Annotated in this window: 19 protein-coding genes and 1 riboswitch; of the genes, 9 read left to right on the top strand and 10 right to left on the bottom strand. The window is 72.5% G+C overall.

Annotated features, from left to right (window positions below; genetic code table 11):
* Positions 1-170: 170 nt before the first annotated feature.
* Genes ABZU99_RS05500 through cobG form a run of 3 tightly spaced genes read right to left on the bottom strand, consistent with a single transcriptional unit; the run spans position 171 to position 3,711 of the window.
* Positions 171-1,676 (bottom strand): precorrin-2 C(20)-methyltransferase, encoded by a 1,506-nt coding sequence (locus ABZU99_RS05500; RefSeq protein ID WP_356045449.1) that lies wholly within the window; start codon positions 1,674-1,676, stop codon positions 171-173.
* Positions 1,673-2,314, bottom strand: a complete 642-nt coding sequence (locus ABZU99_RS05505; RefSeq protein ID WP_356045447.1) for a precorrin-8X methylmutase — start codon at positions 2,312-2,314, stop codon at positions 1,673-1,675. The genes ABZU99_RS05500 and ABZU99_RS05505 overlap by 4 nt, the downstream gene beginning before the upstream one ends.
* Positions 2,311-3,711 carry a precorrin-3B synthase gene (gene cobG / locus ABZU99_RS05510; RefSeq protein WP_356045445.1) on the bottom strand — a complete coding sequence of 467 codons (1,401 nt, stop codon included), beginning with the start codon at positions 3,709-3,711 and terminating at the stop codon, positions 2,311-2,313. Before cobG ends, ABZU99_RS05505 begins: the two co-directional genes overlap by 4 nt.
* 58 nt (positions 3,712-3,769) lie before the next feature.
* A riboswitch (cobalamin riboswitch) is annotated at positions 3,770-3,935 on the top strand.
* A 32-nt stretch (positions 3,936-3,967) separates the two neighbouring features.
* Between cobG and cobN the strand changes: the two genes are divergently transcribed.
* Positions 3,968-7,597 carry a cobaltochelatase subunit CobN gene (gene cobN, locus ABZU99_RS05515; RefSeq protein WP_356045442.1) on the top strand — a complete coding sequence of 1,210 codons (3,630 nt, stop codon included), beginning with the start codon at positions 3,968-3,970 and terminating at the stop codon, positions 7,595-7,597.
* A 254-nt stretch (positions 7,598-7,851) separates the two neighbouring features.
* Here the strand turns inward: cobN and ABZU99_RS05520 are convergent, their stop codons facing one another.
* Entirely contained in the window at positions 7,852-8,094 is a 243-nt protein-coding gene (locus ABZU99_RS05520; RefSeq protein WP_356045439.1) for a hypothetical protein, read from the bottom strand.
* A 300-nt stretch (positions 8,095-8,394) separates the two neighbouring features.
* Here ABZU99_RS05520 and ABZU99_RS05525 point away from each other — a divergent pair, with 300 nt between their 5' ends.
* Positions 8,395-9,405 carry a cation diffusion facilitator family transporter gene (locus ABZU99_RS05525; protein ID WP_355947372.1) on the top strand — a complete coding sequence of 337 codons (1,011 nt, stop codon included), beginning with the start codon at positions 8,395-8,397 and terminating at the stop codon, positions 9,403-9,405.
* A gap of 56 nt (positions 9,406-9,461) precedes the next feature.
* Here the strand turns inward: ABZU99_RS05525 and ABZU99_RS05530 are convergent, their stop codons facing one another.
* From ABZU99_RS05530 to ABZU99_RS05540, 3 genes are all read right to left on the bottom strand, one after another.
* Positions 9,462-9,590, bottom strand: coding sequence for a hypothetical protein (locus ABZU99_RS05530; RefSeq protein ID WP_355947375.1), 129 nt, complete (start codon positions 9,588-9,590; stop codon positions 9,462-9,464).
* Between the two features lie 144 nt (positions 9,591-9,734).
* Positions 9,735-11,198: a lipase maturation factor family protein gene (locus ABZU99_RS05535; protein WP_355947378.1), complete on the bottom strand. Its 1,464-nt coding sequence runs from the start codon at positions 11,196-11,198 to the stop codon at positions 9,735-9,737.
* An 85-nt stretch (positions 11,199-11,283) separates the two neighbouring features.
* A complete protein-coding gene (locus tag ABZU99_RS05540; RefSeq protein WP_356045435.1) occupies positions 11,284-14,184 on the bottom strand; it encodes a peroxidase family protein in 2,901 nt (966 codons plus the stop codon).
* A gap of 163 nt (positions 14,185-14,347) precedes the next feature.
* Between ABZU99_RS05540 and ABZU99_RS05545 the strand changes: the two genes are divergently transcribed.
* From ABZU99_RS05545 to ABZU99_RS05565, 5 genes are all read left to right on the top strand, one after another.
* Positions 14,348-15,223 carry a DNA-formamidopyrimidine glycosylase family protein gene (locus ABZU99_RS05545; RefSeq protein ID WP_356045432.1) on the top strand — a complete coding sequence of 292 codons (876 nt, stop codon included), beginning with the start codon at positions 14,348-14,350 and terminating at the stop codon, positions 15,221-15,223.
* 119 nt (positions 15,224-15,342) lie between these two features.
* Complete coding sequence (locus ABZU99_RS05550; RefSeq protein ID WP_356045429.1) at positions 15,343-16,557, top strand: NAD(P)/FAD-dependent oxidoreductase; 1,215 nt, start codon at positions 15,343-15,345, stop codon at positions 16,555-16,557.
* A gap of 122 nt (positions 16,558-16,679) precedes the next feature.
* A complete protein-coding gene (locus tag ABZU99_RS05555) occupies positions 16,680-17,996 on the top strand; it encodes an NAD(P)/FAD-dependent oxidoreductase (protein ID WP_356045427.1) in 1,317 nt (438 codons plus the stop codon).
* A 28-nt stretch (positions 17,997-18,024) separates the two neighbouring features.
* Positions 18,025-19,866, top strand: coding sequence for a transketolase (locus tag ABZU99_RS05560; protein WP_355947392.1), 1,842 nt, complete (start codon positions 18,025-18,027; stop codon positions 19,864-19,866).
* A gap of 28 nt (positions 19,867-19,894) precedes the next feature.
* Complete coding sequence (locus ABZU99_RS05565; RefSeq protein WP_356045425.1) at positions 19,895-20,983, top strand: NAD-dependent epimerase/dehydratase family protein; 1,089 nt, start codon at positions 19,895-19,897, stop codon at positions 20,981-20,983.
* Positions 20,984-21,253: 270 nt separating this feature from the next.
* Here the strand turns inward: ABZU99_RS05565 and ABZU99_RS05570 are convergent, their stop codons facing one another.
* A complete protein-coding gene (locus ABZU99_RS05570; protein ID WP_355947398.1) occupies positions 21,254-21,490 on the bottom strand; it encodes a dodecin in 237 nt (78 codons plus the stop codon).
* A 99-nt stretch (positions 21,491-21,589) separates the two neighbouring features.
* Positions 21,590-22,051 carry a universal stress protein gene (locus tag ABZU99_RS05575; protein ID WP_355947401.1) on the bottom strand — a complete coding sequence of 154 codons (462 nt, stop codon included), beginning with the start codon at positions 22,049-22,051 and terminating at the stop codon, positions 21,590-21,592.
* Positions 22,052-22,157: 106 nt separating this feature from the next.
* Between ABZU99_RS05575 and ABZU99_RS05580 the strand changes: the two genes are divergently transcribed.
* Together ABZU99_RS05580 and ABZU99_RS05585 are read left to right on the top strand one after the other, a co-directional pair.
* Positions 22,158-23,009, top strand: a complete 852-nt coding sequence (locus ABZU99_RS05580) for a metallophosphoesterase (RefSeq protein WP_355947404.1) — start codon at positions 22,158-22,160, stop codon at positions 23,007-23,009.
* A 277-nt stretch (positions 23,010-23,286) separates the two neighbouring features.
* Complete coding sequence (locus ABZU99_RS05585; RefSeq protein WP_355947407.1) at positions 23,287-23,478, top strand: hypothetical protein; 192 nt, start codon at positions 23,287-23,289, stop codon at positions 23,476-23,478.
* Here the strand turns inward: ABZU99_RS05585 and ABZU99_RS05590 are convergent.
* Complete coding sequence (locus ABZU99_RS05590) at positions 23,441-24,211, bottom strand: hypothetical protein (protein ID WP_355947410.1); 771 nt, start codon at positions 24,209-24,211, stop codon at positions 23,441-23,443. The two genes, ABZU99_RS05585 and ABZU99_RS05590, sit on opposite strands and share 38 nt — an antisense overlap.
* Positions 24,212-24,244 lie beyond the last annotated feature (33 nt).

The following is a 24,244-nucleotide window of genomic DNA, read 5'->3' on the forward strand; positions in this document are numbered from 1 at the left end:
CCTGCCCCGGCAAGTGCGCCGCCAGCTTCCCGCCACAACGCGACCCCTTTCATGGGAGGGCGGTCGTTTCCCACGACCGCCCGGAGCGGGGCACATGAGCGTCGGAGGGCTCGACCGCTGTCTGGTCGGGCCCTCCGTACGCCTTCCTGGGCGGAGGCGGAGGGTACGACCTAGCCCCGGTCGGGCTCCGGGTAGCGGCGTGGCGTCCAGACGATCTCGGTGCCGTCGCCGCGCCGCACCGTGCGGGTCTGGGACGAGCCCACCAGGAGGATGGTGCGCATGTCGACCTGGGCCGGGTCGAGGTCGGCCAGTCGGACGATGCGTACCCGCTCCTCCGGGCCGCCGATGTCCCGGCCGAGGACCACCGGCGTGTCGGGAGCGCGGTGCTCCAGGAGCAGTTCGCGTGCCTTGCCGACCTGCCAGACTCGGCTGCGCGAGCCGGGGTTGTAGAGGGCGAGGACCAGGTCGGCGGCGGCCGCGCCGCGCAGGCGTGCGGCGATGACCTCCCAGGGCTTGAGCCGGTCGGAGAGGGAGACCACCGCGTAGTCGTGGCCGAGCGGGGCGCCCGCGCGGGCGGCGGCCGCGTGGGCCGCGGTCATGCCCGGCAGGACCCGCACCGGCACCTCGCGGTAGGGGTCCTCGGAGGCGGCCTCCAGGACGGCGGTCGCCATCGCGAAGACGCCGGGGTCGCCCGAGGACACGACGGCGACACGCCGTCCGCGGCGGGCCAGCTCCAGGGCGAACTCGGCGCGCTCCGCCTCCACCTTGTTGTCCGAGGGGTGGCGCCGCTGACCCGGCCGCACCGGCACCCGGTTGAGATAGGTGGTGTAGCCGACCAGGTCCTCGGCGGCGGCCAGTTCGCCGCGCGCCTCGGGGGTGAGCCACAGCGGGCCTGCCGGGCCGAGGCCGACCACCACGACCTCGCCCCGCTCGGCGCCAGGCCGCGCGTCGACCCGGCTCGGCAGCACCGCCACCGCGAAGTACGGCACGGATTCCGGGTCGACCTCCGCCAGCGGGGCCGTCCGCTCCGCGTCCATCGTGGCTCGCTCCACATACCGCGCGTCCGCCAGCCGGCCCGACCGCTCCAGGGCCCGCCGCACCGTGGGGAAGGTACGGCCGAGCTTCATCACGGCCGCCGCGTCGGTCGTCGCGAGCCGTGCCGTCAGCTCCTCCTCGGGCAGCGTGCCGGGGAGGATCGTCAGTACCTCCTCGCCCTCGACCAGCGGTGCGCCAAGCCGGGCCGCCGCGGCGCTCACCGAGGTGACGCCGGGGATGACCTCGGTGGGGTAGCGGTCGGCCAGCCGCTTGTGCATGTGCATGTACGAGCCGTAGAAGAGCGGATCGCCCTCCGCGAGCACCGCGACCGTACGCCCCGCGTCCAGGTGTGCGGCGAGCCGGGCGGACGCCTCCGTGTAGAACTCCTCCATCGCGCCGCGGTAGCCGCCCGGATGGTCGGTGCCTTCCGTCGTCACCGGGTAGACCAGGCGCTCCTCGATGTGGTCCGGCCGCAGATGCCGCTCGGCGATCGAGCGCGCGATGCTGCGGCCGTGCCGGGCGCTGTGATACGCGACGACATCGGCCTCGGCGATGACCTCCACGGCCCGTACGGTCATCAGGGACGGGTCGCCGGGTCCGAGCCCGACCCCGTAGAGCCGGCCGGTCTGCTGCTCGCTCACTCTTCCTCGCTCGCTATCGCGTTGATCGCGGCCGCGGCCATGGCGCTGCCGCCGCGTCGGCCGCGCACCACCAGATGGTCAAGCGCCGCCGGGTGTCCGGCCAGCGCCTCCTTGGACTCGGCCGCGCCGATGAAGCCGACCGGCACACCGATGACGGCCGCCGGGCGCGGCGCTCCCTCCTCGATCATCTCCAGCAGCCGGAAGAGCGCCGTGGGCGCGTTGCCCACGGCGACGACCGAGCCCTCGAGCCGGTCCCGCCACAGTTCCAGCGCGGCGGCGCTGCGCGTCGTGCCCATGCGCCGCGCCAACTCCGGTACGCCGGGGTCGGAGAGCGTGCACACCACCTCGTTGCCGGCGGGCAGCCGCTTGCGGGTGACGCCGCTGGCGACCATCTGCGCGTCGCACAGCACGGGGGCGCCGGCGCGCAGCGCGGCGCGGGCACGGGAGACCACCTCGGGGGAGTACCCGAGGTCCTTGACCAGGTCGACCATGCCGCAGGCGTGGATCATCCGCACCGCGACCCGGCTGACGTCGGCGGGAAGGCCGCCGAGGTCGGCCTCGGCGCGGATGGTGGCAAAGGATGCGCGGTAGATGGCCGCCCCGTCCTTCTCGTAGTCGAACACTGTGCCCTCGATCATCTCGTTCCCCGGGCCGCCGCCACGGCGTCGGCCACTTGTTCTGCTGTCACATCCGCTGTCACATCCGCGCCTGTGTCCGCGCCGGCCGCCTCCGGTACCTCCCGTACGGTGACCCGGTAGCCCGCGCCGGTCGCCAGCGCGTCCACCCAGCGGCCGCCGGGGTGGCCGCACCGTCGCTCACAGCCGGAGAAGTACACCGGAAGCGAGCCCGGGCGCCGGTCGCCCGCCACCGCGCGCGCCGCGTCGGCGCGCACATCGGCAAGGGACTTGGCGCAGCCGGGACGTCCGGTGCACGCACCGACGCCGAGCCATGGGGAGGCCGGATCGGTCACGAGTCCGGCGTCGGACAGCTCGCCCGAGGCGGTCCGGCCGCCGTCCGGGGAAAACCCAGGGAGCACCACGCCGCGCCAGGGTGTCACACGCAGTTCGCCCGACCCGCCCCGGGAGGCGAGCGTGGCGAGCAGCCGCCACTGGGCCGCGCTCACCCGGCCGAGCGGGACGGCGACGGACACGGCCAGGCGCCCGTCCGGCCCGGTGACCAGCCCCGGCGCGGGGCCCGGCGGCGAGAGACCGGGGTCCGGCTCGGTGCGTACGGTACGTACCGTCTCGATCCCCGCGGCGGCGAGCCGCGTCGCCAACCCGTCGGCCGCCACGGCGTGTTGCGCCGGAAGCTCACGCACCCGCCATGCCCGGGTGCCGCTCGCCCGCACACTCGCCAGGAACTCCACGGCGGCCAGCGCGGCCGCGCGCGGCACGTCCCCGGCCTCCCGCACCCACAGCTCGATGCTGTCCGGCGTGTCGCGACCTTCGGTCCGCTCACTACGACACGCCGGGCCAGGCATCCGCAGCACGGCCCCGCCGTCCGGCGTTGCGATCAATGTCACATCCGCGCCCAAGGCGGCCACATCGCCGCGCCCGTCGTCCAGCGCGAACAGGAAACGTCCCGACAAGGCGGACAACTCGTCCGACGTCTCGTCGCACAGCGCCGCGTCCAACTCCCGTGCCCACGCCGCCACATCCGCGTGTCCCGCACCGTCCAGTCCGCACAGCGGCGACGCCACGACGTTGCGCACCCGCTCATGCCGGTCCGACGGCAGCAGTCCGGCCGCCCGCAGCCGCCCCGCCAGTTCCGCGCCGCACCCCGGGTCCAGCCCGCGTACCTGCAGATTGCCGCGGGAGGTGATGTCCAGCCGGGCGTCCCCCAGCTCCTCGGCCACCCGTGCCAGCGCGTCCGCCTGACGGGTCGTCAGCAGCCCGCCCGGCACCCGGACGCGGGCCAGCGCGCCGTCGTCCGCCGGGTGCAGCCGCAGGGCGCCCGGGCAGGCGTCATCGCGCCCGCTCCGGCGGCGGAAGGGGGATTGATCCCCTGGTGGGACGGTTGTCGGGGGGAGGGGCATGGCGGCGAGCATACCGACGATTCCCTTGCCCTCACCGTCCCCTGCCAGGTCAGCAACGCTTACTATGCTCAGCGGCGGGTCGTCTTGGCCCGCCGGACGCACAAGACGGCGTCAAGGGGAGGAAGCCGGTGCGAATCCGGCGCGGTCCCGCCACTGTGAGCGCGGTGGCTGCCGGCAGGCAGCGGCCGGGCGAGCCAGGAACTCCCGCCGTCTTCAACCCGCCCGGGGCGCGGACCCCGAGGAAGGCGCGCTGCGCATGATCCTGCTGCTGTCGACCTCCGACACCGACCTGCTCAGTGCCCGTGCCGCCACGGGCCCGGTGCCGTACCGCCTCGCCAACCCGGCCCGGCTCGCACTCGACGACCTCCCCGGCCTCCTCGACGGCGTCCAACTCGTCGTCGTCCGGCTCCTCGGCGGCGTCCGCGCCTGGCAGGAGGGGCTGGAGACGCTGCTCGCCGGGGACCGCCCCGTCGTCGTCCTCACCGGTGAACAGGCTCCGGACGCCCAGCTCATGGAGGCGTCCACCGTCCCGATCGGGATCGCCGCCGAGGCCCACGCCTATCTCGCCCACGGCGGGCCCGCCAACCTGGCCCAGCTGGCCCGGTTCCTCTCCGACACGGTGCTGCTCACCGGCCACGGCTTCGAACCGCCCGCGCCCGCCCCCACCTGGGGCCCGCTGGAGCGCACCGCCCGCGGCGACGTCACCGGCCCGACCGTCGCCGTGCTCTACTACCGCGCCCACCACATGAGCGGCAACACCGCCTTCGTCGAGGCCCTGTGCCAGGCCGTGGAGGACGCGGGAGGCCGGCCGCTGCCGCTGTTCGTCGCCTCCCTCCGGGCCCCCGAGCCCGAGCTGATCGAGGCCCTCGGGGCGGCCGACGCGATCGTCACCACCGTCCTCGCGGCCGGCGGCACCCGGCCCGCCGCCGCCTCCGCGGGCGGCGACGACGAGGCGTGGGACGCGGGCGCGCTCGCCGCGCTCGACGTACCCGTCCTCCAGGCGCTGTGCCTGACCAGCCCGCGCGCCGCGTGGGAGGAGAACGACGAGGGCCTGTCGCCGCTGGACGCCGCGACCCAGGTCGCCGTCCCGGAGTTCGACGGGCGGCTCATCACCGTGCCGTTCTCCTTCAAGGAGGTCGACGAGGACGGGCTGCCGGTCTACGCCGCCGACCCCGAGCGCGCCGCGCGTGTCGCGGGCATCGCGGTACGACACGCCCGGCTGCGCCATATCCCCGTGGCCGAGAAGCGCCTGGCGCTCGTCCTCTCCGCCTACCCCACCAAGCACTCCCGGATCGGCAACGCCGTCGGCCTCGACACCCCCGCCAGCGCCGTCGCCCTGCTGCGCCGGCTGCGCGCCGAGGGCTATGACTTCGGCCCCGAGGACGGGCCAAACGCGGTCCCGGGCCTGGCCTCCGGCAATGGCGACGAGCTGATCTACGCCCTCATCGAGGCGGGCGGCCATGACCAGGACTGGCTCACCGAGGAGCAGCTGGCCCGCAACCCGGTCCGCATCCCGGCCGCCGACTACCGCCGCTGGTACGCCACGCTGCCGCGGGAGCTGCGCGAGGCGGTCGAGGAGCACTGGGGCCCGCCGCCCGGCGCGATGTTCGTGGACACCAGCCGCGACCCCGAGGGCGAGATCGTCCTCGCCGCGCTGCGCCGCGGCAACCTCCTGGTCGTCATCCAGCCGCCGCGCGGCTTCGGCGAGAACCCCATCGCCATCTACCACGACCCCGATCTGCCGCCCTCGCACCACTACCTGGCCGCCTACCGCTGGATGGCCACGCCCCAGGCGGACGGCGGCTTCGGCGCCGACGCCATGGTGCACCTGGGCAAGCACGGCAATCTGGAGTGGCTGCCGGGCAAGAACGCCGGCCTGTCCGCCGCCTGCGGCCCCGACGCCGCGCTCGGCGATCTGCCGCTGATCTACCCGTTCCTGGTCAACGACCCGGGCGAGGGCACCCAGGCCAAGCGCCGCGCACACGCCACCCTGGTCGACCACCTCGTACCGCCGATGGCCCGCGCCGAGTCCTACGGCGACATCGCGCGGCTGGAGCAGCTGCTCGACGAGTACGCCGCCATCTCCGCGATGGACCCGGCCAAACTCCCCGCCGTCCGCGCCCAGATCTGGACCCTGATCCAGGCTGCCAGGCTCGATCACGACCTGGGTCTGGAGGACCGGCCGGACGACGACGGCTTCGACGACTTCCTGCTGCATGTCGACGGCTGGCTGTGCGAGGTCAAGGACGCCCAGATCCGCGACGGGCTGCACGTCCTGGGCAACGCCCCGGCCGGGCCCGAGCGCGTCAATCTCGTCCTGGCCATTTTGCGCGCCCGTCAGATCTGGGGCGGTACGTCGGCCCTTCCCGGGCTGCGCGAGGCGCTGGGCCTCGACGAGTCGGCCGCCACCCGCACCGGCGCGGACGACGCCGAGGAGCGGGCCCGCGCGCTCGTCCAGGCGATGGAGGACGCCGAGTGGGCCCCGGAGGCCGTCGAGAAGGCTGTCCTCACCCTGCCCGAGGAGCACCGCGCCCCGGTCACCGCGGTCCTCGACTTCGCCGCCCGCGAGGTCGTACCGCGGCTCGCCGCCACCACGGACGAGATCGACCACGCCGTGCACGCGCTGGGCGGCGGCTTCGTCCCCGCCGGCCCGTCCGGCTCGCCGCTGCGCGGCCTGGTCAACGTGCTGCCGACGGGCCGCAACTTCTACTCCGTCGACCCCAAGGCCGTGCCCAGCCGGCTGGCCTGGGAGACCGGCCAGGCGCTCGCCGACTCGCTCCTGGAGCGCTACCGCGCCGACAACGACGGCCGGTGGCCGAAGTCCGTCGGCCTGTCGCTGTGGGGCACGAGCGCCATGCGCACCTCCGGCGACGATGTGGCCGAGGCGCTGGCGCTGCTGGGCATCCGCCCGGTGTGGGACGACGCATCGCGGCGTGTCACGGGGCTCGAACCCGTGACGCTCGACCAGCTGGGCCGCCCGCGCGTCGATGTCACCCTGCGCATCAGCGGCTTCTTCCGGGATGCCTTCCCGCATGTCGTCGGGCTGCTGGACGACGCCGTACGGCTGGCCGCGTCCCTGGACGAGGCCGACGAGGACAACTACGTACGGGCACACACCCGGGCCGACCTCGCCGAACACGGCGACGAGCGCCGCGCCACCACCCGGATCTTCGGCTCCCGCCCCGGCACCTACGGGGCCGGGCTGCTCCAGCTCATCGACAGCCGCGACTGGCGCACCGACGCCGACCTCGCCGAGGTCTACACGGTCTGGGGCGGCTACGCCTACGGCCGTGAGCTGGACGGGCGTCCGGCCCGCGAGGAGATGGAGAGCGCCTACCGCCGGATCGCGGTCGCGGCGAAGAACACCGACACCCGCGAGCACGACATCGCCGACTCGGACGACTACTTCCAGTACCACGGCGGCATGGTCGCCACCGTACGCGCGCTGAAGGGAACCGCCCCCGCCGCGTACATCGGCGACTCCACCCGCCCAGAGACGGTCCGCACCCGCACCCTGCACGAGGAGACCTCACGGGTCTTCCGCGCCCGGGTGGTCAATCCGCGCTGGATCGAGGCGATGCGCCGGCACGGCTACAAGGGCGCCTTCGAGCTCGCCGCGACCGTCGACTATCTCTTCGGCTACGACGCCACCACGGGCGTGGTCGCCGACTGGATGTACGACAAGCTCGCCCAGACCTATCTGCTCGACCCGGAGAACCGCTCGTTCCTGGAGGAGGCCAACCCCTGGGCGCTGCACGGCATGGCCGAGCGGCTGCTGGAGGCGGAGAGCCGCGGCCTGTGGGCGGAGCCCGACCCGGAGGTGCTCGAGCGGGTACGGGAGCTGTTCCTGGAGACGGAGGGCGGCTTGGAAGGCGGCGACGACTGAGCGTACGCGGAGCGCGGGTCGAAGCCGCCGCGTCCGGCGTGCCCGAGCCGTACGCGGCGCGACGGCCAAGCCGGGGCGGGCGGAGCCCGGCCGCACAGGGGTGCGCCGGGCCGGAGCGTGGTGTGCCTGGCCGTCCCGGTCAGGGGGTGGAGGGCTAAGCGGTTACGGCGAAGTCAAGTGCTGCTCCTTCTCGGCGCCAAGCCCTCGGCCAGGCCGAACGGCGAGGGATCAGCGGCGAACTTCACCGCATCCGCTTAGCCGGCGGTCGGCCGGGTGGCCTGCCGGACCCGGTCCGGCCAGGGTGGACAGTTCACCAGTTCGGTCCACTCGCGGTCGTAGGCCCCGGGCACCGCCCGCCCCGCGGAGGCCCAGCGCTCGACCAGCGCCGCGTAGATCGGTACGGATGTCGACTGGTGAACGGTCTGATGAACCGTTCCGCCGCTTTCGGTGCTCCGGTCCAGCGCTCTGCTCGGCTGCGAGAGAGAACGGCGTCGCATCGTCGTCGTCATAGTCGGCCAACGCGCCACGCCCCGTCAGGTCACCCCCGGTGCGCCCGTCTCACCCGCATCGGCGTGGCTTCGCACACGTCAGCGACTCCCGCCGGATGCCCCGGATGCCGGGGCGGCCCCGGCGGAGGAGGCCGTTCCGGCCCGGAGTTGAAAAGCGTTGCCGAATTCAGAAAGAGTATTTCGCCGGGCACGGAAGTCTCCTGATAACCGTGTCCATTTCCGCCTTTGGAGATTTTCCCCGGTGCTGTTTGAATTGCGCTGTCCCGAAGGCGATCCGAGGAGGAGCGGGTGGAAGCCCATGCGCACGGACACGGCGAGGACCACGGCGGACACACCCACACAGTGGCGGAGAACGCCGACCGTCGCTGGCTGACCTGCGCACTCGCGCTGATCACCGGCTTTATGGCGGTCGAGGTCGTGGTCGGGGTGCTCGCCCGCTCGGTGGCGCTGATTTCAGACGCCGCCCATATGCTCACCGACGCCGCCTCGATCGTTCTGGCGCTGATCGCCATCCGGCTCTCGGCGCGGCCCGCGCGCGGCGGATATACCTATGGGCTCAAGCGGTCGGAAATCCTTTCCGCCCAGGCCAATGGCCTTTCCCTGCTGCTGCTCGGCGCCTGGCTGGGGTACGAGTCGGTGGCGCGGCTGATCGACCCGCCCGAGGTGACCGGCGGTCCGGTGCTGGCCACCGCGCTCGTCGGGGTCGTGGTCAACATCGCGGCGGCGTGGTGCATGTCCAAGGCGAATCGCTCCTCGCTCAATGTCGAGGGTGCCTTCCAGCATGTACTCCAGGATCTCTACGCCTTCATCGCCACCGCCGCCGCCGGGCTGGTGGTGGTGACGACCGGCTTCGCTCGGGCCGACGCGATCGCAGGTCTTGTCGTGGTCGTCCTCATGGTCAAGGCGGGCGGGGAACTGCTGCGGGCCTCCGGGCGCATTCTGCTGGAGGCGGCGCCCGCCGGGGTCGAGCCCGACGAGGTGGGGAACCGGCTGGTCTCCCATGCGGAGGTCGCCGAAGTGCACGATCTGCATGTCTGGCAGATCACCTCTGGCGAGGTGTCGCTCTCCGCGCACGTCCTGGTGGCGGCGCTCGGCGACTGCCACGCGGTCCGGGAGGATCTGGAGCGGGTGCTGCACCGGGAGTACGGGATCACCCACACCACGCTCCAGGTCGACCATCTCGACGACCGCGGCGCGCTGCCACGGCGGGACGATGAGCATCAGCGGGCCGACGCGTCAGCCGACCACTGTCTGACCGCCCACGGCCCGGTGCACCGGGCGGCGACGCACGAGCACTGAGAGACAGGGCCCGGGCCTGGACGCCCGGACCGCTCGGCGGCCGGCGATGACAGCCGTCAGGCGGCGGCCGGGGCGCTCTGAGGGGTGAAGACGGCGGTCACGAGCTTCTTGGCGACGTGGGCGGCGAGCGCCTCCACCGCGATGCGGGCGAGCTTCGCCAGGAGGGTCGTCAGGATCTGGGCCATGGGGGTACCTCACTGAAGGAACACGATGCGGAAGCGAGGCATCCGCTTCCATCATGGAGGTTCGCCGAGGCGGGGAAGCGCGCGGTGGCATTCGGGTGAGCATGAGGTGAACGGGCGGCAAGACCTTGCGGTCCCGCCGGTCGGTCAGTGGTCCGGCTGGTCCGCCCGGTCCGCGTGTTCCCCGTCCTCCAGCCGCACCGGCGGGAGATATTCGCCGATCAGGGTGCGATGCCACCAGGCCCCCGTGGTGCGCCGCTCCTGCCGGGTGGTGAAGCGGTAAAGGTACAGCCGGGCGCGGACATGGGTGGGCGGCGTGTCGGGGAAGGGGCACTCGCGCAGCAGCCTCAGCGTCGCCCGGTCGTTCGTCAGCAGCTTGGTCAGCAGCGGGGCGAACCACGATCCGGCGTAGGCCGAGGAGATCCCGGCGAACCACATCATCCAGTCCAGCCGCAGATGGTACGGCGCGTACTGAGGCGGCCTCCTGCGCACATCGCCCGGCTTGCCCCGGAACTCGTACTCCTTCCAGACCGTGTCCGGTGTGACCGCCGGGTCCGCGGTGCCCTCGATCACCACCTCCTGCCGGCTGCGGTTGATGCTGCCGAAGGCGCCGTAGGTGTTGACCAGATGGAGCGGGTTGAAGGAGTAGTTCATCAGCTGGCGGCCCGAAACCAGGTTGCGGGCCGGCCAGTAGCTGAGCACGAGCACCAGCACGGTGGCGGCCAGCACCAGGACCTCGTACCAGACCGGGGGTGCGGGGAGTGGGGGCGGCTCGGGCAGCCCCAGCACCTCGGCCGCGCGCCGCCCGTCGACCGCGGAGAGCGCCAGCACGATCGTCAGCCAGTTCAGCCAGGAGAAGTTGCCGGAGGCGACCAGCCACAGCTGGGTGACGACGATGATCCCCGCGGCCACGCTCGCGACGGGCTGGGGGGTGAACAACGCCACCGGCACCACGAGCTGGGAGAAATGGTTGGCGGCCACCTCCGCCCGGTGCAGTGGCTTGGGCAGATGGTGGAAGTGCCAGCTCAGCGGCCCCGGCATCGGCTGGGTCTCATGGTGGTAGTACAGGCAGGTCAGATCGCGCCAGCACTGGTCCCCGCGGATCTTGATCAGCCCGGCGCCGAACTCGACCCGGAACAGCAGCCAGCGCAGCAGCCACAGGATGAGGACCGGTGGCCCGGTGCGCTCATTGCCCAGGAAGATCGCCAGAAATCCCGTCTCCAGCAGCAGCGACTCCCAGCCGAAGCCGTACCACACCTGCCCCACGTTGACGATCGACAGATACAGCAGCCACAGCACCAGCCACGCCACCATCGCGGCCCACAGTGGCACATGGTCCGCGGCCCCCAGCAGCAGGGCGGCCGAGAGCGCGGTGCCCAGCCAGGCACAGGCGGCGAAGAAGCGGTCGGAGTAGTGCAGGTGGAACAGGCTGGGCGAGCGGCGGAACGGCACCCGCGCGGTGAAGTGCGCTACCGGTGTCAGCCCCCGCTCGCCGAGCAGGGCCCGGCCCTGGTCGACCGCCGTCAGGAACCCGATCAGATAGATGGCGGCCAGCCCCCGCTGGAAGACGAGCCGGCTCAGCCAGTAGCCGGATGAGGTGAACCACTCCATCGGGGCCGCTCCCTGCGTCTGTCGCTGCCTCGGCCTGTGCGTATCCGTACCATGCGGTCGCGACGGGTGCCCATGGACGGCCCGGTTACGACAGCGGAGGCACCACCGGGCGCCAGGGTGCGAACGGGCTCTCGCCGCGCGGCAGCAGGCCCGCGAGCTCCGGGCAGTGGCGCAGGATGAGCGAGGTCATGGTGGACTGCTCCACCCAGTCCAGTCCCAGCGGCGTGTACACCTCGGGCCGGAAGTCCACGGTCAGGAAGCGGTCGCTCTGGAGCCGCCGGGTGGCCATGAGCAGAAAGATCCGGAACGCCGTCTCGCTGAAGCCGAACCCCTCGGGCGGGTTCTCCGCGAACAGCCCGACCATGGTGTCGATCTCGTCGACCGATCCATAGACGTCCTCCAGCCGGGCGACCGTGTCCGGATCGCCGGACACCTCCTCGAAGGAGCGGATGCGGGGCTTGTGCAGCCCGGCGCGGAAGTCGTTGTACCGGGGCACGCCCCGCCGCCGGGTGCGCACCAGGTCCACCACCGACAGATCGATGATCTCGCCGTCCCGCTCCAAGCGCTGCAGTGCGCGCGGGAAGTTGTTGAGGGTGATCGCGCCCGGGTGGGCGATGCCGAGGGAGTAGAGGGTGTCGGCGAGCCCCGTCTTGCGCAGCACGCTCTCGGCCGCCGCGCCCTGCACCTCGGGGAAGCCGAGCGACTGGAGCCGCTGCCCGAAGCGGTGGTCGCACAGCTCGAAGTCGTCCGGGATCAGGGGGTGCATGCGGTAGACGGCCACGAAGTCCTCGGTGAGGGCGAAGGGCACACCGTGGTGGTCCGGCAGGCCGCGCGGGATGCCGGAGAGCGCGTTCGCCTCGAACAGCCACAGGCCCAGCTTTGACAGCCAATGGTCCGGCGGTCCCTGCCAGTTGGTCTTGATCCCGATGTCGATCACCTTGGTGGCGAGGATCGCCGGGGTCCACTCGACCGTATGGATCTTGGCGATGAGCGCGCTGACCACCAGTCGCGCCGTGTGGTAGACCGCGTCTTCGCTCATCGAGGGATAGGTGCGGCGCAGCGCCTCGCACACCGCGTTGTGCTCGCGGGCGAAGAGGGTGTGCATCACGCTCAGGCCCAGCCACCAGTTGTCGGCGAAGCCGGTCAGCGCTACCCCGCCCGGGCCCAGCGGCAGATGGCCGTCCTCCAGGCGCAGCCCGGCGCCACCGCCCGCCTCACGCAGCGAGGTCGCGGTCCGCTCGTCCCCGCCGTACACCTCCGAACCGTCCCACCAGTGCGAGGCGGCGCCCGCGAACAGAAGCGGGGGCCGGCCGGGCACCTCGATGCCCTCGTTGTCCGCGAAGCGCATCACCTTTTCCACCGGTCCGCCCAAGGCGTTGCGCCAGCCGCTGCCCGGTGGCAGGGGGACCTCGACGGTCCTGCCGCCCGCCGGGCAGCGGCGGTGGTCGGCCCAGTCGTGCGCCTGGAACTGGATCCAGGCGGCGGCCAGGACGTTGAGCGAGGTGGCGGGCAGGAAGCGCTCCCGGTGCAGCAGCTGCCTGCTGACGGTGACCGGGTTGGGCACATTGAAGAGATCCGGCCGGTAGACCGGCGGGAGATTGCGGCCGAAGGCGGCGCCGACCGCGCCCATCCGGGGCGCGGACAGATCGTTGCCCGAGCCGTCGTAGGAGCGGTGAACGCGCAGCCTCTCATCGGCCGGCGCGGGCGCCGGCTCGGGCCGTGGCGGCGCCTGCTGTACGTCCGCGTCGATGAGATTGAATCGCCGCAGCGTCTGCCGCAGCACGACCAGGTTGAGCACTCCCAGCGGAGCCGGCAGCCGGTGCCAGGGCACATAGCGGTTGACCAGGCCGAAGGCCGCCCGCATCGGGAGCCCGAGGAGCGCGTTGCGGCGCGGTTCGCCGGTGGCGAAGCGCAGCCCCAGGCGGTGTGCGGCGGCGGCCTCGTACGCGGCCCTGCGGGCCCGGTTGAGATTGCCGAGCGGACGGAAGTCCTCGGTGGTGTGCCAGGGGTTGAACGCGAGCTGCTCGACCCGGCGGGCCGCCGACCGGGCCCCGGCGCTGTCGAGGTCCTGGCGCGGCACGGTCAGCAGCGCCACCGGGACGACCGGCGCGTCGCTCTCCCGCCACTCCACGGAACCGTCCTCCACCGGGGTGCGGCGCTCGTCCAGATAGCGCTGGACGCACAGCTCGAAGGCGATGTCGCCGGTGGCCAGCCGCATCGCCAGCTCGTGGTGGAGATAGTCGGGGTCGTCGCGGTCGGGCGGGGGAGCGGGGATGCCGCCGGGCGCCGGGCGCAGCTGATAACGGACCGGCCCGGCCGCGCCCCACAGGATGGCACCGCGGCTCCAGAAGGTCTCCCGGGCCAGCGACCCGACGGTGTGGCGGGTGGCGGTGCGCACATTGCGGCGCATCCGGTCGGCGGTGGACCAGCCGACGGTGAGCGGCAGCAGGACGAAGAGCCCGAACGCCTTCTCCACGGCGCCGGCCGCCCCCGCCGTGGCCTTGGCGAAGGCGACGAACTCGCGCGCGTCCGCCGCATGGGACACCGGGAAGCTGGTGGCCAGCAGATCGTGGGTCTCCTCGGGCCCGGCCTGGATCCGCACGGCGATGCCGCGCAGATCGGGCGAGGCGTCGTGGTGTTCGGCGCCGCTCGCGTTGGACAGCCGCACCACGGCCGGATACTCGGCGCCCGGCCGGGCGTACCCCACGCACAGCTCGGGCGGCAGCTCCCTATGGAAGCGCAGCCGGGCGTTCTCGACGCCGAGCGCCGCCTTGGCGTGGAAGGTGCGCAGCAGATGGGGGGCGCCCGAGGCGTCCTTGTTCGCCATCCGCACCCGCATCAGCTCGCGCGCCAGCTTGTCGAACAGCAGCCGCTCGGCCTCGGGGCTGCCGCCCTCGTATGCCTCATAGCCCTCGTGCGCCGCGTCCGACGTGCGGTCCTGCTCCTGCTCCTGTACGGACTGCTCGTGCTGTCCGGTGTCGACCATGAGGAACGCTCCGTGCGGGGCAGATGGGACGATGAGGGACAAAGAAGACAGTATGGGAGGGATTCCCGGGCCGCAGCCCGGAGCGGTGCGGGAGTGGTGTCGGGGTGTCCAGCACACCTCGCCGCCCCGCGCACCCGGATACGGCCTGCGGCACACTGGGGGCATGCCGGAGCTGCCCGAGGTGGAGGCCCTCGCCGGAATCCTGGCCGAGCGCGCCGTCGGCCGGGAGATCGCCCGCGTCCTCCCCGTGGCGGTGAGCGTGCTGAAGACCTACGAGCCGCCGCCGTCCGCCCTGGAGGGCCGTACCGTCACGGCGGCGGGCCGCCACGGCAAATTCCTCGACCTGGCCACCGATGGCCACGACAGCCCCCATCTGGTCGTCCACCTCGCCAAGGCGGGCTGGCTGCGCTGGCGGGACGGACTGCCCGAGGCGCCGCCGCGCCCCGGCCGGGGACCGCTGGCGCTGCGGCTGCTCCTGGCCGGCCCCGAGCGCTCCGGCTTCGACCTCACCGAGGCCGGCACCCGCAAGGGGCTCGCGGTGTACGTCGTGGGGGATCCGCGGGAGGTGCCGGGCATCGCCCGGCTGGGCCCCGACCCGCTCGACGAGAGCTTCACCCTGGAGGCGTTCGCCGGACTGCTGCACGGTGTGCGCCACCGGATCAAGGGGGTGCTCCGCGACCAGAGCGTCATCGCCGGCATCGGAAACGCCTATTCGGACGAGATCCTGCACGCCGCGCGGATGTCGCCCTACCGGCTCGCCTCGGATCTCACCGAGGAGGAGATCGCGGGGGTGTACGAGGCGATGGGCGCGACCCTGCGCTCGGCCGTCGAGCGGTCGCGCGGGCTGGCCGCCGGGGACCTCAAGGCGGAGAAGCGCAGCGGGATGCGGGTCCACGGCCGCGCCGGCGAGCCGTGCCCGGTGTGCGGCGACACCGTCCGCGAGGTGTCCTTCCGGGACACCTCGCTGCAGTACTGCCCCACCTGCCAGACCGGCGGCAAGCAGCTCGCCGACCGGCGCATGTCCCGCCTGCTCAAATAGCCCTGCCAAGCGGCCGGTTGACCCGGTCCTCTTGACCCGCGGGCGCCGGATCCGCCATATGGTGCTGTCACATCCCCCCGCTTCACCTCATGTCACTTCACTCCACGTCACGGAGCACCATGACCAAAGCCATGATCATCGGTGGCGGCATCGCCGGCACGGTGACCGCGATGGCCCTGCACAAGGCCGGGATCGACGCGGTCGTCCACGAGGCGTACCCCCCGGACGCCACCGCCGCGGGTGCATTCCTCGTCGTCGCGGCCAACGGTCTGGAGGCGCTGCGCACGATCGACGCCCACGGACCCGTCCTGGAGCACTCCTTCCCCGCCGAGCGCGCCGACTTCATCAGCAACACCGGCAAGCGCCTCGGCCGCAAGCCGATCGCCGGCTCTGCGGAAGGGGGCCTCGGGGCCCGTACGATCAAACGCGCCACCCTGGCCCGGGTGCTGCGCGACGAGGCGGTGCGACGTGGGGTGCGCATCGAGCACGGCAAGCGGCTGCTCGCCGCCCACACCGGCCCGGACGGCCGGATCGTGGGGTCCTTCGCGGACGGCGGCCGGGCGGTGGGCGACGTGCTCATCGGCGCCGACGGCATCCACTCGCTCATCCGCCGGGCCATCGACGCGGGCGCGCCCCGGCCGCGCTACACGGGACAGACCACGGTGTGCGGCTACGCCCGCGACGTCGCTTCGCCCCCGGACCGGGACGCCTACACCATGATCTTCGGCAAGCAGGCGTTCTTCGGCTGCACCACCGCCCCCGACGGCGAGGTCTGGTGGTTCTGCAACGCCCCGGCCGAGGAGCTGTCCAAGGCGGAGCTCGCCGCCGTCACCGCGGAGCAGTGGCGGGAGCGGCTGCTGGCGCTCTTCGCCGAGGACGGCACCCCCGCCGCCGATATCGTCCGCGCCACCGGCGACTCCATCGTGGCCACCGGCGCCTATGACCTCCTCTCCACCCCCACCTGGTCGGAGGAGGGGATGGTCATCGTGGGGGACGCGGCGCACGCCTGCGCGCCGAACGCCGCGCAGGGCGCCTCGATGGCCATCGAGGACGGCGTCGTGCTCGCCAAATGCCTCCGCGACCTGGGCGGCCCGCGGTCGGCGTTCGCCGCGTACGAGGCGCTGCGTCGCCAACGGGTCGAGCGGGTGGCCACCACCAGTGCGGGCATGGTCCGCCGCAACGCCCCCGGGCCCGTGGGGCGGGCCCTGCGCGACGCCACCCTGCCGCGCAGGCTCGACCGGGCGCAGGGAGGCGGCGGGCCGGACTGGCTGACCGGCTACCGCATCGACTGGGACGAGCCGGTCGACGGCGCGCCGGCGCGGGGGCGCCGCTGACCGGCGCGCCCGGGGACCGGCGGACGGACCGTCCTGGGACCGGGGCCGGCCGTCACACCGGTTTGGCCTCGGTCACCACGGGCACTCGGCATGCTCTGGTTCCGTACGCCCGGGAGTCTTTTGTGAGCCCACTCCGTATCGTGATCGTCGGTGCCGGATTCGCCGGCTACCAGACCGCACGCACTCTCTCCCGCACCCTGCGCGGTGCCGCGGAGATCGTGATCATCAACCCCAACGACTACTTCCTGTATCTGCCGCTGCTGCCCGAAGTGGCAGCCGGGGTCCTGGAGCCCCGGCGCGTCTCGGTCTCCCTGACCGGCACCCTTGACCATGTCCGGCTGGTGCTGGGCGAGGTCGACTCGGTCGACCTCGCCGCTCGCCGGGTCGCCTGGCGGGACCCCGAGGGCGGGCGCGGCGAGATGGGATACGACCGGCTCGTCCTGTCGGTCGGCAGCGTCAACAAGCTGCTGCCGATCCCGGGCATCGCCGAGCACGCCCATGGCTTCCGTGGCATGCCGGAGGCCCTGTATCTGCGGGACCATGTGACCCGTCAGATCGAGCTGGCCGGGGCCGCGGAGAACCGCCGCGAGCGGGCCGCCCGCTGTACCTTCGTGGTGGTCGGCGCCGGCTACACCGGCACCGAGGTGGCCGCCCACGGCGTGCTGTTCACCGATGACCTCTACCGCCAGAACTCGGCGCTGCACGGCGAGCCGCGTCCCCGCTGGGTGCTGATCGACATCGCCCCACGCGTCCTGCCCGAGCTCGACAAACGGCTCTCCCGCACGGCCGACCGGGTGCTGCGCAGGCGCGGTGTGGAGATCCGCACCCGCACCTCGGTCAAGGAGGCCGCCTCGGACGGGGTACTCCTCGACGACGGCGAGTTCATCGACACCCGCTCGCTGATCTGGTGTGTCGGAGTGCGCCCCGACCCACTGGTGGAGGACATCGGGCTGCCGACCGAGCGCGGACGGCTGCGGGTTGACCAGTATCTGGCCGTGCCCGGCCATCCGGAGGTGCTGGCCTGTGGGGACGCCGCCGCGGTGCCCGACCTGACCCGCCCCGGGCAGTTCACCCCGATGACGGCGCAGCACGCGCAGCGCCAGGGCAAGATCGCGGCCCACAACATTCTCGCCTCCCTCGGCCGCGGCACGCCGAAGCCGTACAAACACCACGATCTGGGGTTCACGGTCGACCTCGGCGGGGTGCAGGCGGCAGCCGATCCGCTGCACATTCCGATGTCCGGACCGCTCGCCAACGCGGTCACCCGCGGCTACCACCTCGCGGCGATGCCCGGCAACCGCATCCGGGTGGCCGCCGACTGGATGCTCGACGCGGTGCTGCCACGCCAGGCGGTGCAACTCGGCGTGGTGCCGTCCTGGGCGGTACCGCTGGACACCGAGTCGCCCGAGGTCGCGCACTCGGCGCGGGACCGCAGCTGACCTTCGGCAAGACCCCGGAAGGAGAACAATGCAACACGAACAGCTCAGCGAGCTCGGGCAGCAGCTCCGCGTGGACTCGGTGCGCGCCGCCGCGGCCGCCGGGTCCGGCCATCCGACGTCCTCGATGTCGGCCGCGGACCTGATGGCCGTTCTGATGGGCAACCATCTGCGCTACGACTTCGAAAAGCCCGACCACCCGGGCAACGACCACCTGATCTTCTCCAAGGGCCATGCCTCACCGCTGATCTACTCGCTCTTCAAGGCCGCCGGGGCCATCAGCGACGAGGAATTCCTCACCTTCCGCAAGCGCGGCAGCAGGCTGGAGGGTCACCCCACCCCCCGGCTGCCCTGGGTGGACGTCGCCACCGGATCGCTGGGGCAGGGGCTGCCCTTCGGCGTCGGCATGGCGCTCGCCGCGAAGAAGCTCGACCATGTGCCCAGCCGGGTATGGGTGCTGTGCGGCGACAGCGAGATGGCCGAGGGGTCGATGTGGGAGGCGTTCGAGCACGCGGGCTACGAGCGGCTCGACAATCTCACCGCGATCATCGATGTGAACCGGCTGGGCCAGCGCGGCCCGACCCGTCACGAGTGGGATCTGGACGCCTACGCCCGGCGCGTCCGCGCCTTCGACTGGCACACCATCGAGATCGACGGCCATGACATCGCCTCGATCGACCGCGCGTTCGGCGAGGCGGCGTCCACCGTCGGCCGCCCCACCGCCATCATCGCCCGCACCATGAAGGGCCGGGGCGTCGCCGCGGTGGAGAACAGGGAGGGCATGCACGGCAAGCCGCTGAAGGACCCGGAGGAGGCCATCGCCGAACTCGGCGGCGTACGCAACATGGCCGTGCCGGTGCTCGGCCCGCCCGCCGTCGACCCGACCCGGCCCACCTCCCAGGGCCCGCTGCGCCTGCCGCACTACAACATCGGCGACAGCGTCCCCACCCGCGACGCGTTCGGGGAGGCGCTCGCCGCAGTCGGCACCGCGCGCGGCGATGTAGTGGCGCTGGACGGCGAGGTGGGGGACTCCACCCGGCTGGAGTACTTCCACAAGGAACACCCGGAGCGGTACTTCGAGTTCTTCATCGCCGAACAGCAGATGGTGGCCGCCGCCGTCGGAATGCAGACGCGCCACTGGAACCCGTACGTCGCCACCTTCGCGGCCTTCTTCACCCGCGCCTACGACTTCATCCGGATGGCGTCCATCAGCCGCGCCGACATCAATCTGGTCGGCTCGCACGCCGGAGTGGCCATCGGCGAGGACGGCCCCTCGCAGATGGGCCTGGAGGATCTGGCGGCCCTGCGGGCGGTGCACGGCTCCACCGTGCTCTACCCGTGCGACGCCAACCAGACCGCCCAGCTCATCGCCACCATGGCCGAGGAGTCGGGCATCCGTTATCTGCGCACCACCCGCGGCGGGACCCCGGTCATCTATCCGCCCTCCGAGCGCTTCCCCATCGGCGGCAGCAAGCTAATCCGGGCCACCGAGCACGACCAGGTCACCCTGATCGGGGCCGGGGTGACCGTCCACGAGGCCATCGAGGCTGCCGACCGCCTCGCCCAGGAGGGCATCGCCGCCCGGGTGATCGACCTGTACTCGCTCAAGCCGGTGGACGCCGTGACGCTGCGCGCCGCCGCGGATGTGACCGGCCGTCTGATCACCGTCGAGGATCACCACCCCGAGGGCGGGCTGGGCGACGCCGTCCAGAGCGCCTTCGCCGACGGCGGCACGCAGCCCCGGACGCTCCGCCTCGGGGTGCGCACCATGCCGACCTCCGCCACCCCCGCCGAGCAGCTGAGCGAGGCCGGGATCGACGCGGAGGCCATCGCGGCGGCCGCGCGCGAACTCATCGGCAAGACGCCCGTCTGAGGGAACGCGCGCCCGGAAGGAGCGGACCATGGGCGGCAAGCAGGGTAAGCGAGTGGTGGTGGTCGGGGCCACCGGCAACGTCGGTACTAGTGTCGTACGCGCGCTCGGCGACGACCCGGACATCGAGTCCGTCGTGGGCATCGCCCGCCGGATCCCGGCGTGGTCGCCGGCGAAGACGAGCTGGGTGGAGGCGGACATCGGCCGGGCCGACTCCGGCCTCGAGGACGAGCTGGTGCGCCACTTCGAGGGCGCGGACGCGGTCATCCACCTCGCCTGGCTCATCCAGCCCAGCCACCGACCGGTGATCACCTGGCGCACCAACGTCCTCGGTGGCATCCGCGTCTTCGAGGCGGTGGCGCGGGCGGAGGTGCCGGTGCTGCTGTACGCCTCCTCGGTGGGCGCCTACTCGCCCGGCCCCGCGGACCACCAACCGGTCGACGAGTCCTGGCCCACCCACGGCTGGCCGGAGGCCGCGTACTGCCGTGAGAAGGCGTACATGGAGCGGGTGCTCGACGCCTTCGAGCCGCGCCATCCGCGGATCCGGGTGGTGCGGATGCGCCCCGCCTTCCTCTTCAAGGAGCAGTCGGCCGCCGGGCAGCGCCGTCTGTTCATGGGGCCGTTCGTGCCGCGGCGGCTGATCCGCTCCGCCTTCGTGCCCGCGGTCTTCGACGTACCCGGGCTGCGGCTGCAGGTCCTGCACACCGACGACGCCGCCCAGGCCTACCGGCTCGCGCTCGGCCGGCAGGTGCGTGGCGCCTTCAACCTCGCGGCCGAACCCCCGGTCGACGGCCAGGTGCTGGCCGACATCCTCGGCGCGCGGGGCGTGCGGATACCGCGCGGCGCCGCCCACTCGGCCATGGCCACCGCATGGCATCTGCATCTGGTCCCGCCCTCACCCCAGTTGTTCGACGCCGCCCTCCGGCTCCCCTTGATGGACACCACCCGGGCCCATGACGAACTGGGCTGGCGCCCACGGCACACCGCCGTCGAGACGCTCGAGGAGTTCCTCAGCGGCCTGCGGCACGGCACCGGCATGGAGACCGCCCCGCTGGCCCCGAAGATGCCCGGCGGACGGCTCCGCGAGGCCGTGACGACCGGCGTGGGGCAACGGCCCTGACGGCTGGAGGCCGTGACGACCGGCGTGGGGCAACGGCCCTGACAGCTGGAGGCCGTGACGACCGGCGTGGGGCAACGGCCCTGACAGCTGTGTGGAGGACAGCTGTGTGTAGGCTGCTGCCCAGTCGTGTCAGCAGTCGGCAACGGGGGCCACATGGGCGAGTCGGGGGACCTCGCGTTACCCGCGGCTGGGCCCTTTGGGCGGGCTCGGCTCCTTGGGCGGGCTGGGCCCCCTGGGTGGGCTGGGCCCCTTGGGCGGGCTGGGCTGCGGTCAGCCCGGCGTGTCCCCGGAGCCCGAGTCGGTGTCCTCCAGACGGAAGCCCACCTTCATCCCCACCTGGTAGTGGGCGATCCGGCCGTTCTCGATATGCCCGCGAACCTGGCCCACCTCGAACCAGTCCAGATTGCGCAGGGTCTTCGACGCGCGGCTGATGGCACAGCGGATTGCGTCGTCGACACTCTCGGTGGACGAGCCGACGATATCGGTCACCCGGTAGATATGGGACATGGCGGTCTCCCCGGTCCGTGGCACGGTCCGATTGCTTCTCCCACCGTGCCTCACCGCGCCGGGCTCCGCGAGCCGGACGCCCCCGGGCCCTCCCGGCGCTTACGGCACCACGGTCACCGGCCAGCGCCCCGCCTTGACCAGCCGGACCGCCACCGAGCCGACGAACCGGTGCCCCGCCTGCTCCGACGCGCCGACCACCACCGCGTCCGCCGTGAGCTCGTCGGCCGCCTGCACCAGACCGTTGTACGGATCGCCGCGGAAGGTGTGGAACTCCCAGCGCACCTCGAATATCCCGCGCAGCCGCTCGGTGGCCGCACGCATCTCCCGCATCAGCTCCTCGGCGACCTCACCCGTGGTGTCGGCCACGGGAGCCCCCAGCGCGGCGCCCGCGGCCAGCACCGGCTGCACGTACACCACGACGAGCAGAGCGTTCTGCCGGCGGGCCAGCCCGGCGGCGTACGCGGCGGCGCGCCAGGAGGATTCGGAGCCGTCCAGTCCGACCAGGATGACCTTCGGGCCATCGGTTCCGCGTTCAAAAGACGCGGGGAGTTTGTCCACCACATCTGCGAGGCTAGCGCCAGGGACGGCCCGGTGATCAACCGGCCCGTACCGCGGCGCGACCGCACCGCGACCTCACCATGACCGCCACCGTACGACAGGAGACACAATGGGCGGCACGCGCCAGGGCGAACTCCTTGCCATCAGCGACCTGCACGTGGCCTATCCGGAGAACCGGGCGATCGTGGAACGGCTGCGGCCGGGCTCCGAGGACGACTGGCTGATCGTCGCCGGTGACGTCGGCGAGGTGTTCTCCCAGATCGAGGAGACACTGGGCCTGCTGAGCGAGCGCTTCGCCAAGGTCATCTGGTCGCCGGGCAACCACGAGCTGTGGACCCACCCCAAGGACCCGCTGGAGGCCCGCGGCGTGGCGCGCTACGAGGCCCTGGTGGAGATGTGCCGGGCCAAGGGCATCGTCACCCCCGAGGACCCGTACCCCGTATGGGAGGGCATCGGCGGACCGCTGATCATCGCCCCGCTGTTCCTCCTCTACGACTACTCCTTCCGCCTCGACGGCCTGGCCACCAAGGAGGCCGCACTGGCCCACGCCCATGACGTCGGGGTGGTCTGCACCGACGAGCACTTCCTCCACCCCGACCCGTACCCCACCCGCGACGCGTGGTGCCGGGCCCGGATCGCCGAGACGGAGGCACGGCTGGCCGCCTGCGACCCCGGTCTGCAGACCGTGCTCATCAACCACTGGCCCCTGACCCGGCTGCCCACCCGGGTACTGCGCTACCCCGACTTCGCGCTGTGGTGCGGCACCGAGCTGACCGCCGACTGGCACGTGCGGTTCCGGGCCGCGACCGTCGTCTACGGCCATCTGCACATCCCCCGGACGACGGTGGAGGACGGGGTGAAGTTCCAGGAGGTCTCGGTCGGCTACCCGAGGGAGTGGAAGGCGCACGGCCGGCTCCCCGAGGACCCGCTGCGCCGGGTGCTGCCCGTGCCGGTGGCGTAGGGCGGTTCGGCGTCTTGACGGCGCCGGAGGACGACGCCGTACGGTCTCGGCGTGAACCCGCTCGAGGCGTTCCTTCCCGAGCCCTGCGCCGCCGGCGTCCCTACGCGCTCTTCCGCGAGCTGCGCGCCACTCGTCCCGTCTGCCGGATCGAGGAGCCCGCGGTCGGGGCGTGGCCCGCGCGGCGAGAAGGCCGTGGTCTTCCACGCCTCGGCCAACCGCGACGAGACCGTCTTCGCCGACCCCGACCGCTTCGACATCACCCGCACCCCGAACGACCATGTCAGCCTCGGCTTCGGCCCGCATGTGTGCCTGGGGGACGCATCTGGCCCGGGTGCAGATGCGCGCCATGCTGCGCGCCGCCCTGGACCGGCTGCCCGGACTTCGCCGGGCGGGCGAGCCGGTGCGGCTCACCTCCAACTTCCAGAACGGGCTCAAGACCCTCCCCGTGCGCTGGGAAACAGGTCGGTAAAGGCCCCGGCCGCCTCGCCCACCGACCGTCCGAAGGGGGCGTCGAACTCCCAGACCAGGAAGAGCAGAAAGACGATGAGGCCGGTGAACATCACCGACAGCATCAGCTCCCGGGGCGAGCGGCGGATCTGCAGGGTGAAGACCAGTCCGATCACCAGCGCCGCCCCGAGCAGCAGACCGAACCAGACCACCCGGGGCATCGTCGGCCCCGCGCTCTGCTGCCGGGCGCCGCGCGCGTCATCGACGGCTGCCACCTGATCCAGCATCGGCTGGTACGCCTGCGACTGGAGATCCGAGTGCGGCGTGGCGAGGGTGACATCGCGCCGCAGCGTGGTCAGCAGAATGTTGCCGCGGTCGGTGAGCTCGCCCTGGTCGATCATCACTTTCCACTCGGTGGTCACCACATGGCGCACATACGCGTCCACGTCAGCGCGGACGCGGTCGCGCACCGGCCGGGGGTAGACGCTCACCCGCTCGCTCACCTCGTGCAGCGCTTGCGCCTCCGTCCGGACTCCGTCCTGGGCGGCGCCGCGTGCCTCCCAGACCCCGGCGATGGCCAGGCCCAGCACGATCGCGTAGACCACGCCGATCATCATGATCATGTAGTCGAGGACATCGGGGGTCTCGCTCGGATCGTCCTCCTCGCCGAGCCGGCGGGCGTTGAGGAGCGCCGCGATCACGACGGCCGAGCAGGTCCCGGCCATCACCAGAGTCAGAATCAGCCATTCGGGCATGGGCAACCTCCAAAGCGGGTCGGCAGTGCGCCG

The sequence above is a fragment of the Streptomyces sp. NPDC005266 genome (assembly GCF_040607655.1).
In the GTDB taxonomy this organism is placed as follows: Bacteria; Actinomycetota; Actinomycetes; order Streptomycetales; family Streptomycetaceae; genus Streptomyces.

Bases quoted from the DNA above. Each gene is read 5' to 3' on its own strand.
- ABZU99_RS05545 (WP_356045432.1), top strand. From the start codon at position 14,348: ATGCCGGAGCTGCCCGAGGTGGAGGCCCTCGCCGGAATCCTGGCCGAG.
- ABZU99_RS05530 (WP_355947375.1), bottom strand. From the start codon at position 9,590: ATGGCCCAGATCCTGACGACCCTCCTGGCGAAGCTCGCCCGCATCGCG.
- cobG (WP_356045445.1), bottom strand. From the start codon at position 3,711: ATGCCCCTCCCCCCGACAACCGTCCCACCAGGGGATCAATCCCCCTTC.
- ABZU99_RS05520 (WP_356045439.1), bottom strand. From the start codon at position 8,094: ATGCGACGCCGTTCTCTCTCGCAGCCGAGCAGAGCGCTGGACCGGAGC.
- ABZU99_RS05550 (WP_356045429.1), top strand. From the start codon at position 15,343: ATGACCAAAGCCATGATCATCGGTGGCGGCATCGCCGGCACGGTGACC.
- ABZU99_RS05590 (WP_355947410.1), bottom strand. From the start codon at position 24,211: ATGCCCGAATGGCTGATTCTGACTCTGGTGATGGCCGGGACCTGCTCG.
- ABZU99_RS05540 (WP_356045435.1), bottom strand. From the start codon at position 14,184: ATGGTCGACACCGGACAGCACGAGCAGTCCGTACAGGAGCAGGAGCAG.
- ABZU99_RS05580 (WP_355947404.1), top strand. From the start codon at position 22,158: ATGGGCGGCACGCGCCAGGGCGAACTCCTTGCCATCAGCGACCTGCAC.
- ABZU99_RS05535 (WP_355947378.1), bottom strand. From the start codon at position 11,198: ATGGAGTGGTTCACCTCATCCGGCTACTGGCTGAGCCGGCTCGTCTTC.
- ABZU99_RS05585 (WP_355947407.1), top strand. From the start codon at position 23,287: ATGTCAGCCTCGGCTTCGGCCCGCATGTGTGCCTGGGGGACGCATCTG.
- cobN (WP_356045442.1), top strand. From the start codon at position 3,968: ATGATCCTGCTGCTGTCGACCTCCGACACCGACCTGCTCAGTGCCCGT.
- ABZU99_RS05560 (WP_355947392.1), top strand. From the start codon at position 18,025: ATGCAACACGAACAGCTCAGCGAGCTCGGGCAGCAGCTCCGCGTGGAC.
- ABZU99_RS05505 (WP_356045447.1), bottom strand. From the start codon at position 2,314: ATGATCGAGGGCACAGTGTTCGACTACGAGAAGGACGGGGCGGCCATC.
- ABZU99_RS05565 (WP_356045425.1), top strand. From the start codon at position 19,895: ATGGGCGGCAAGCAGGGTAAGCGAGTGGTGGTGGTCGGGGCCACCGGC.
- ABZU99_RS05570 (WP_355947398.1), bottom strand. From the start codon at position 21,490: ATGTCCCATATCTACCGGGTGACCGATATCGTCGGCTCGTCCACCGAG.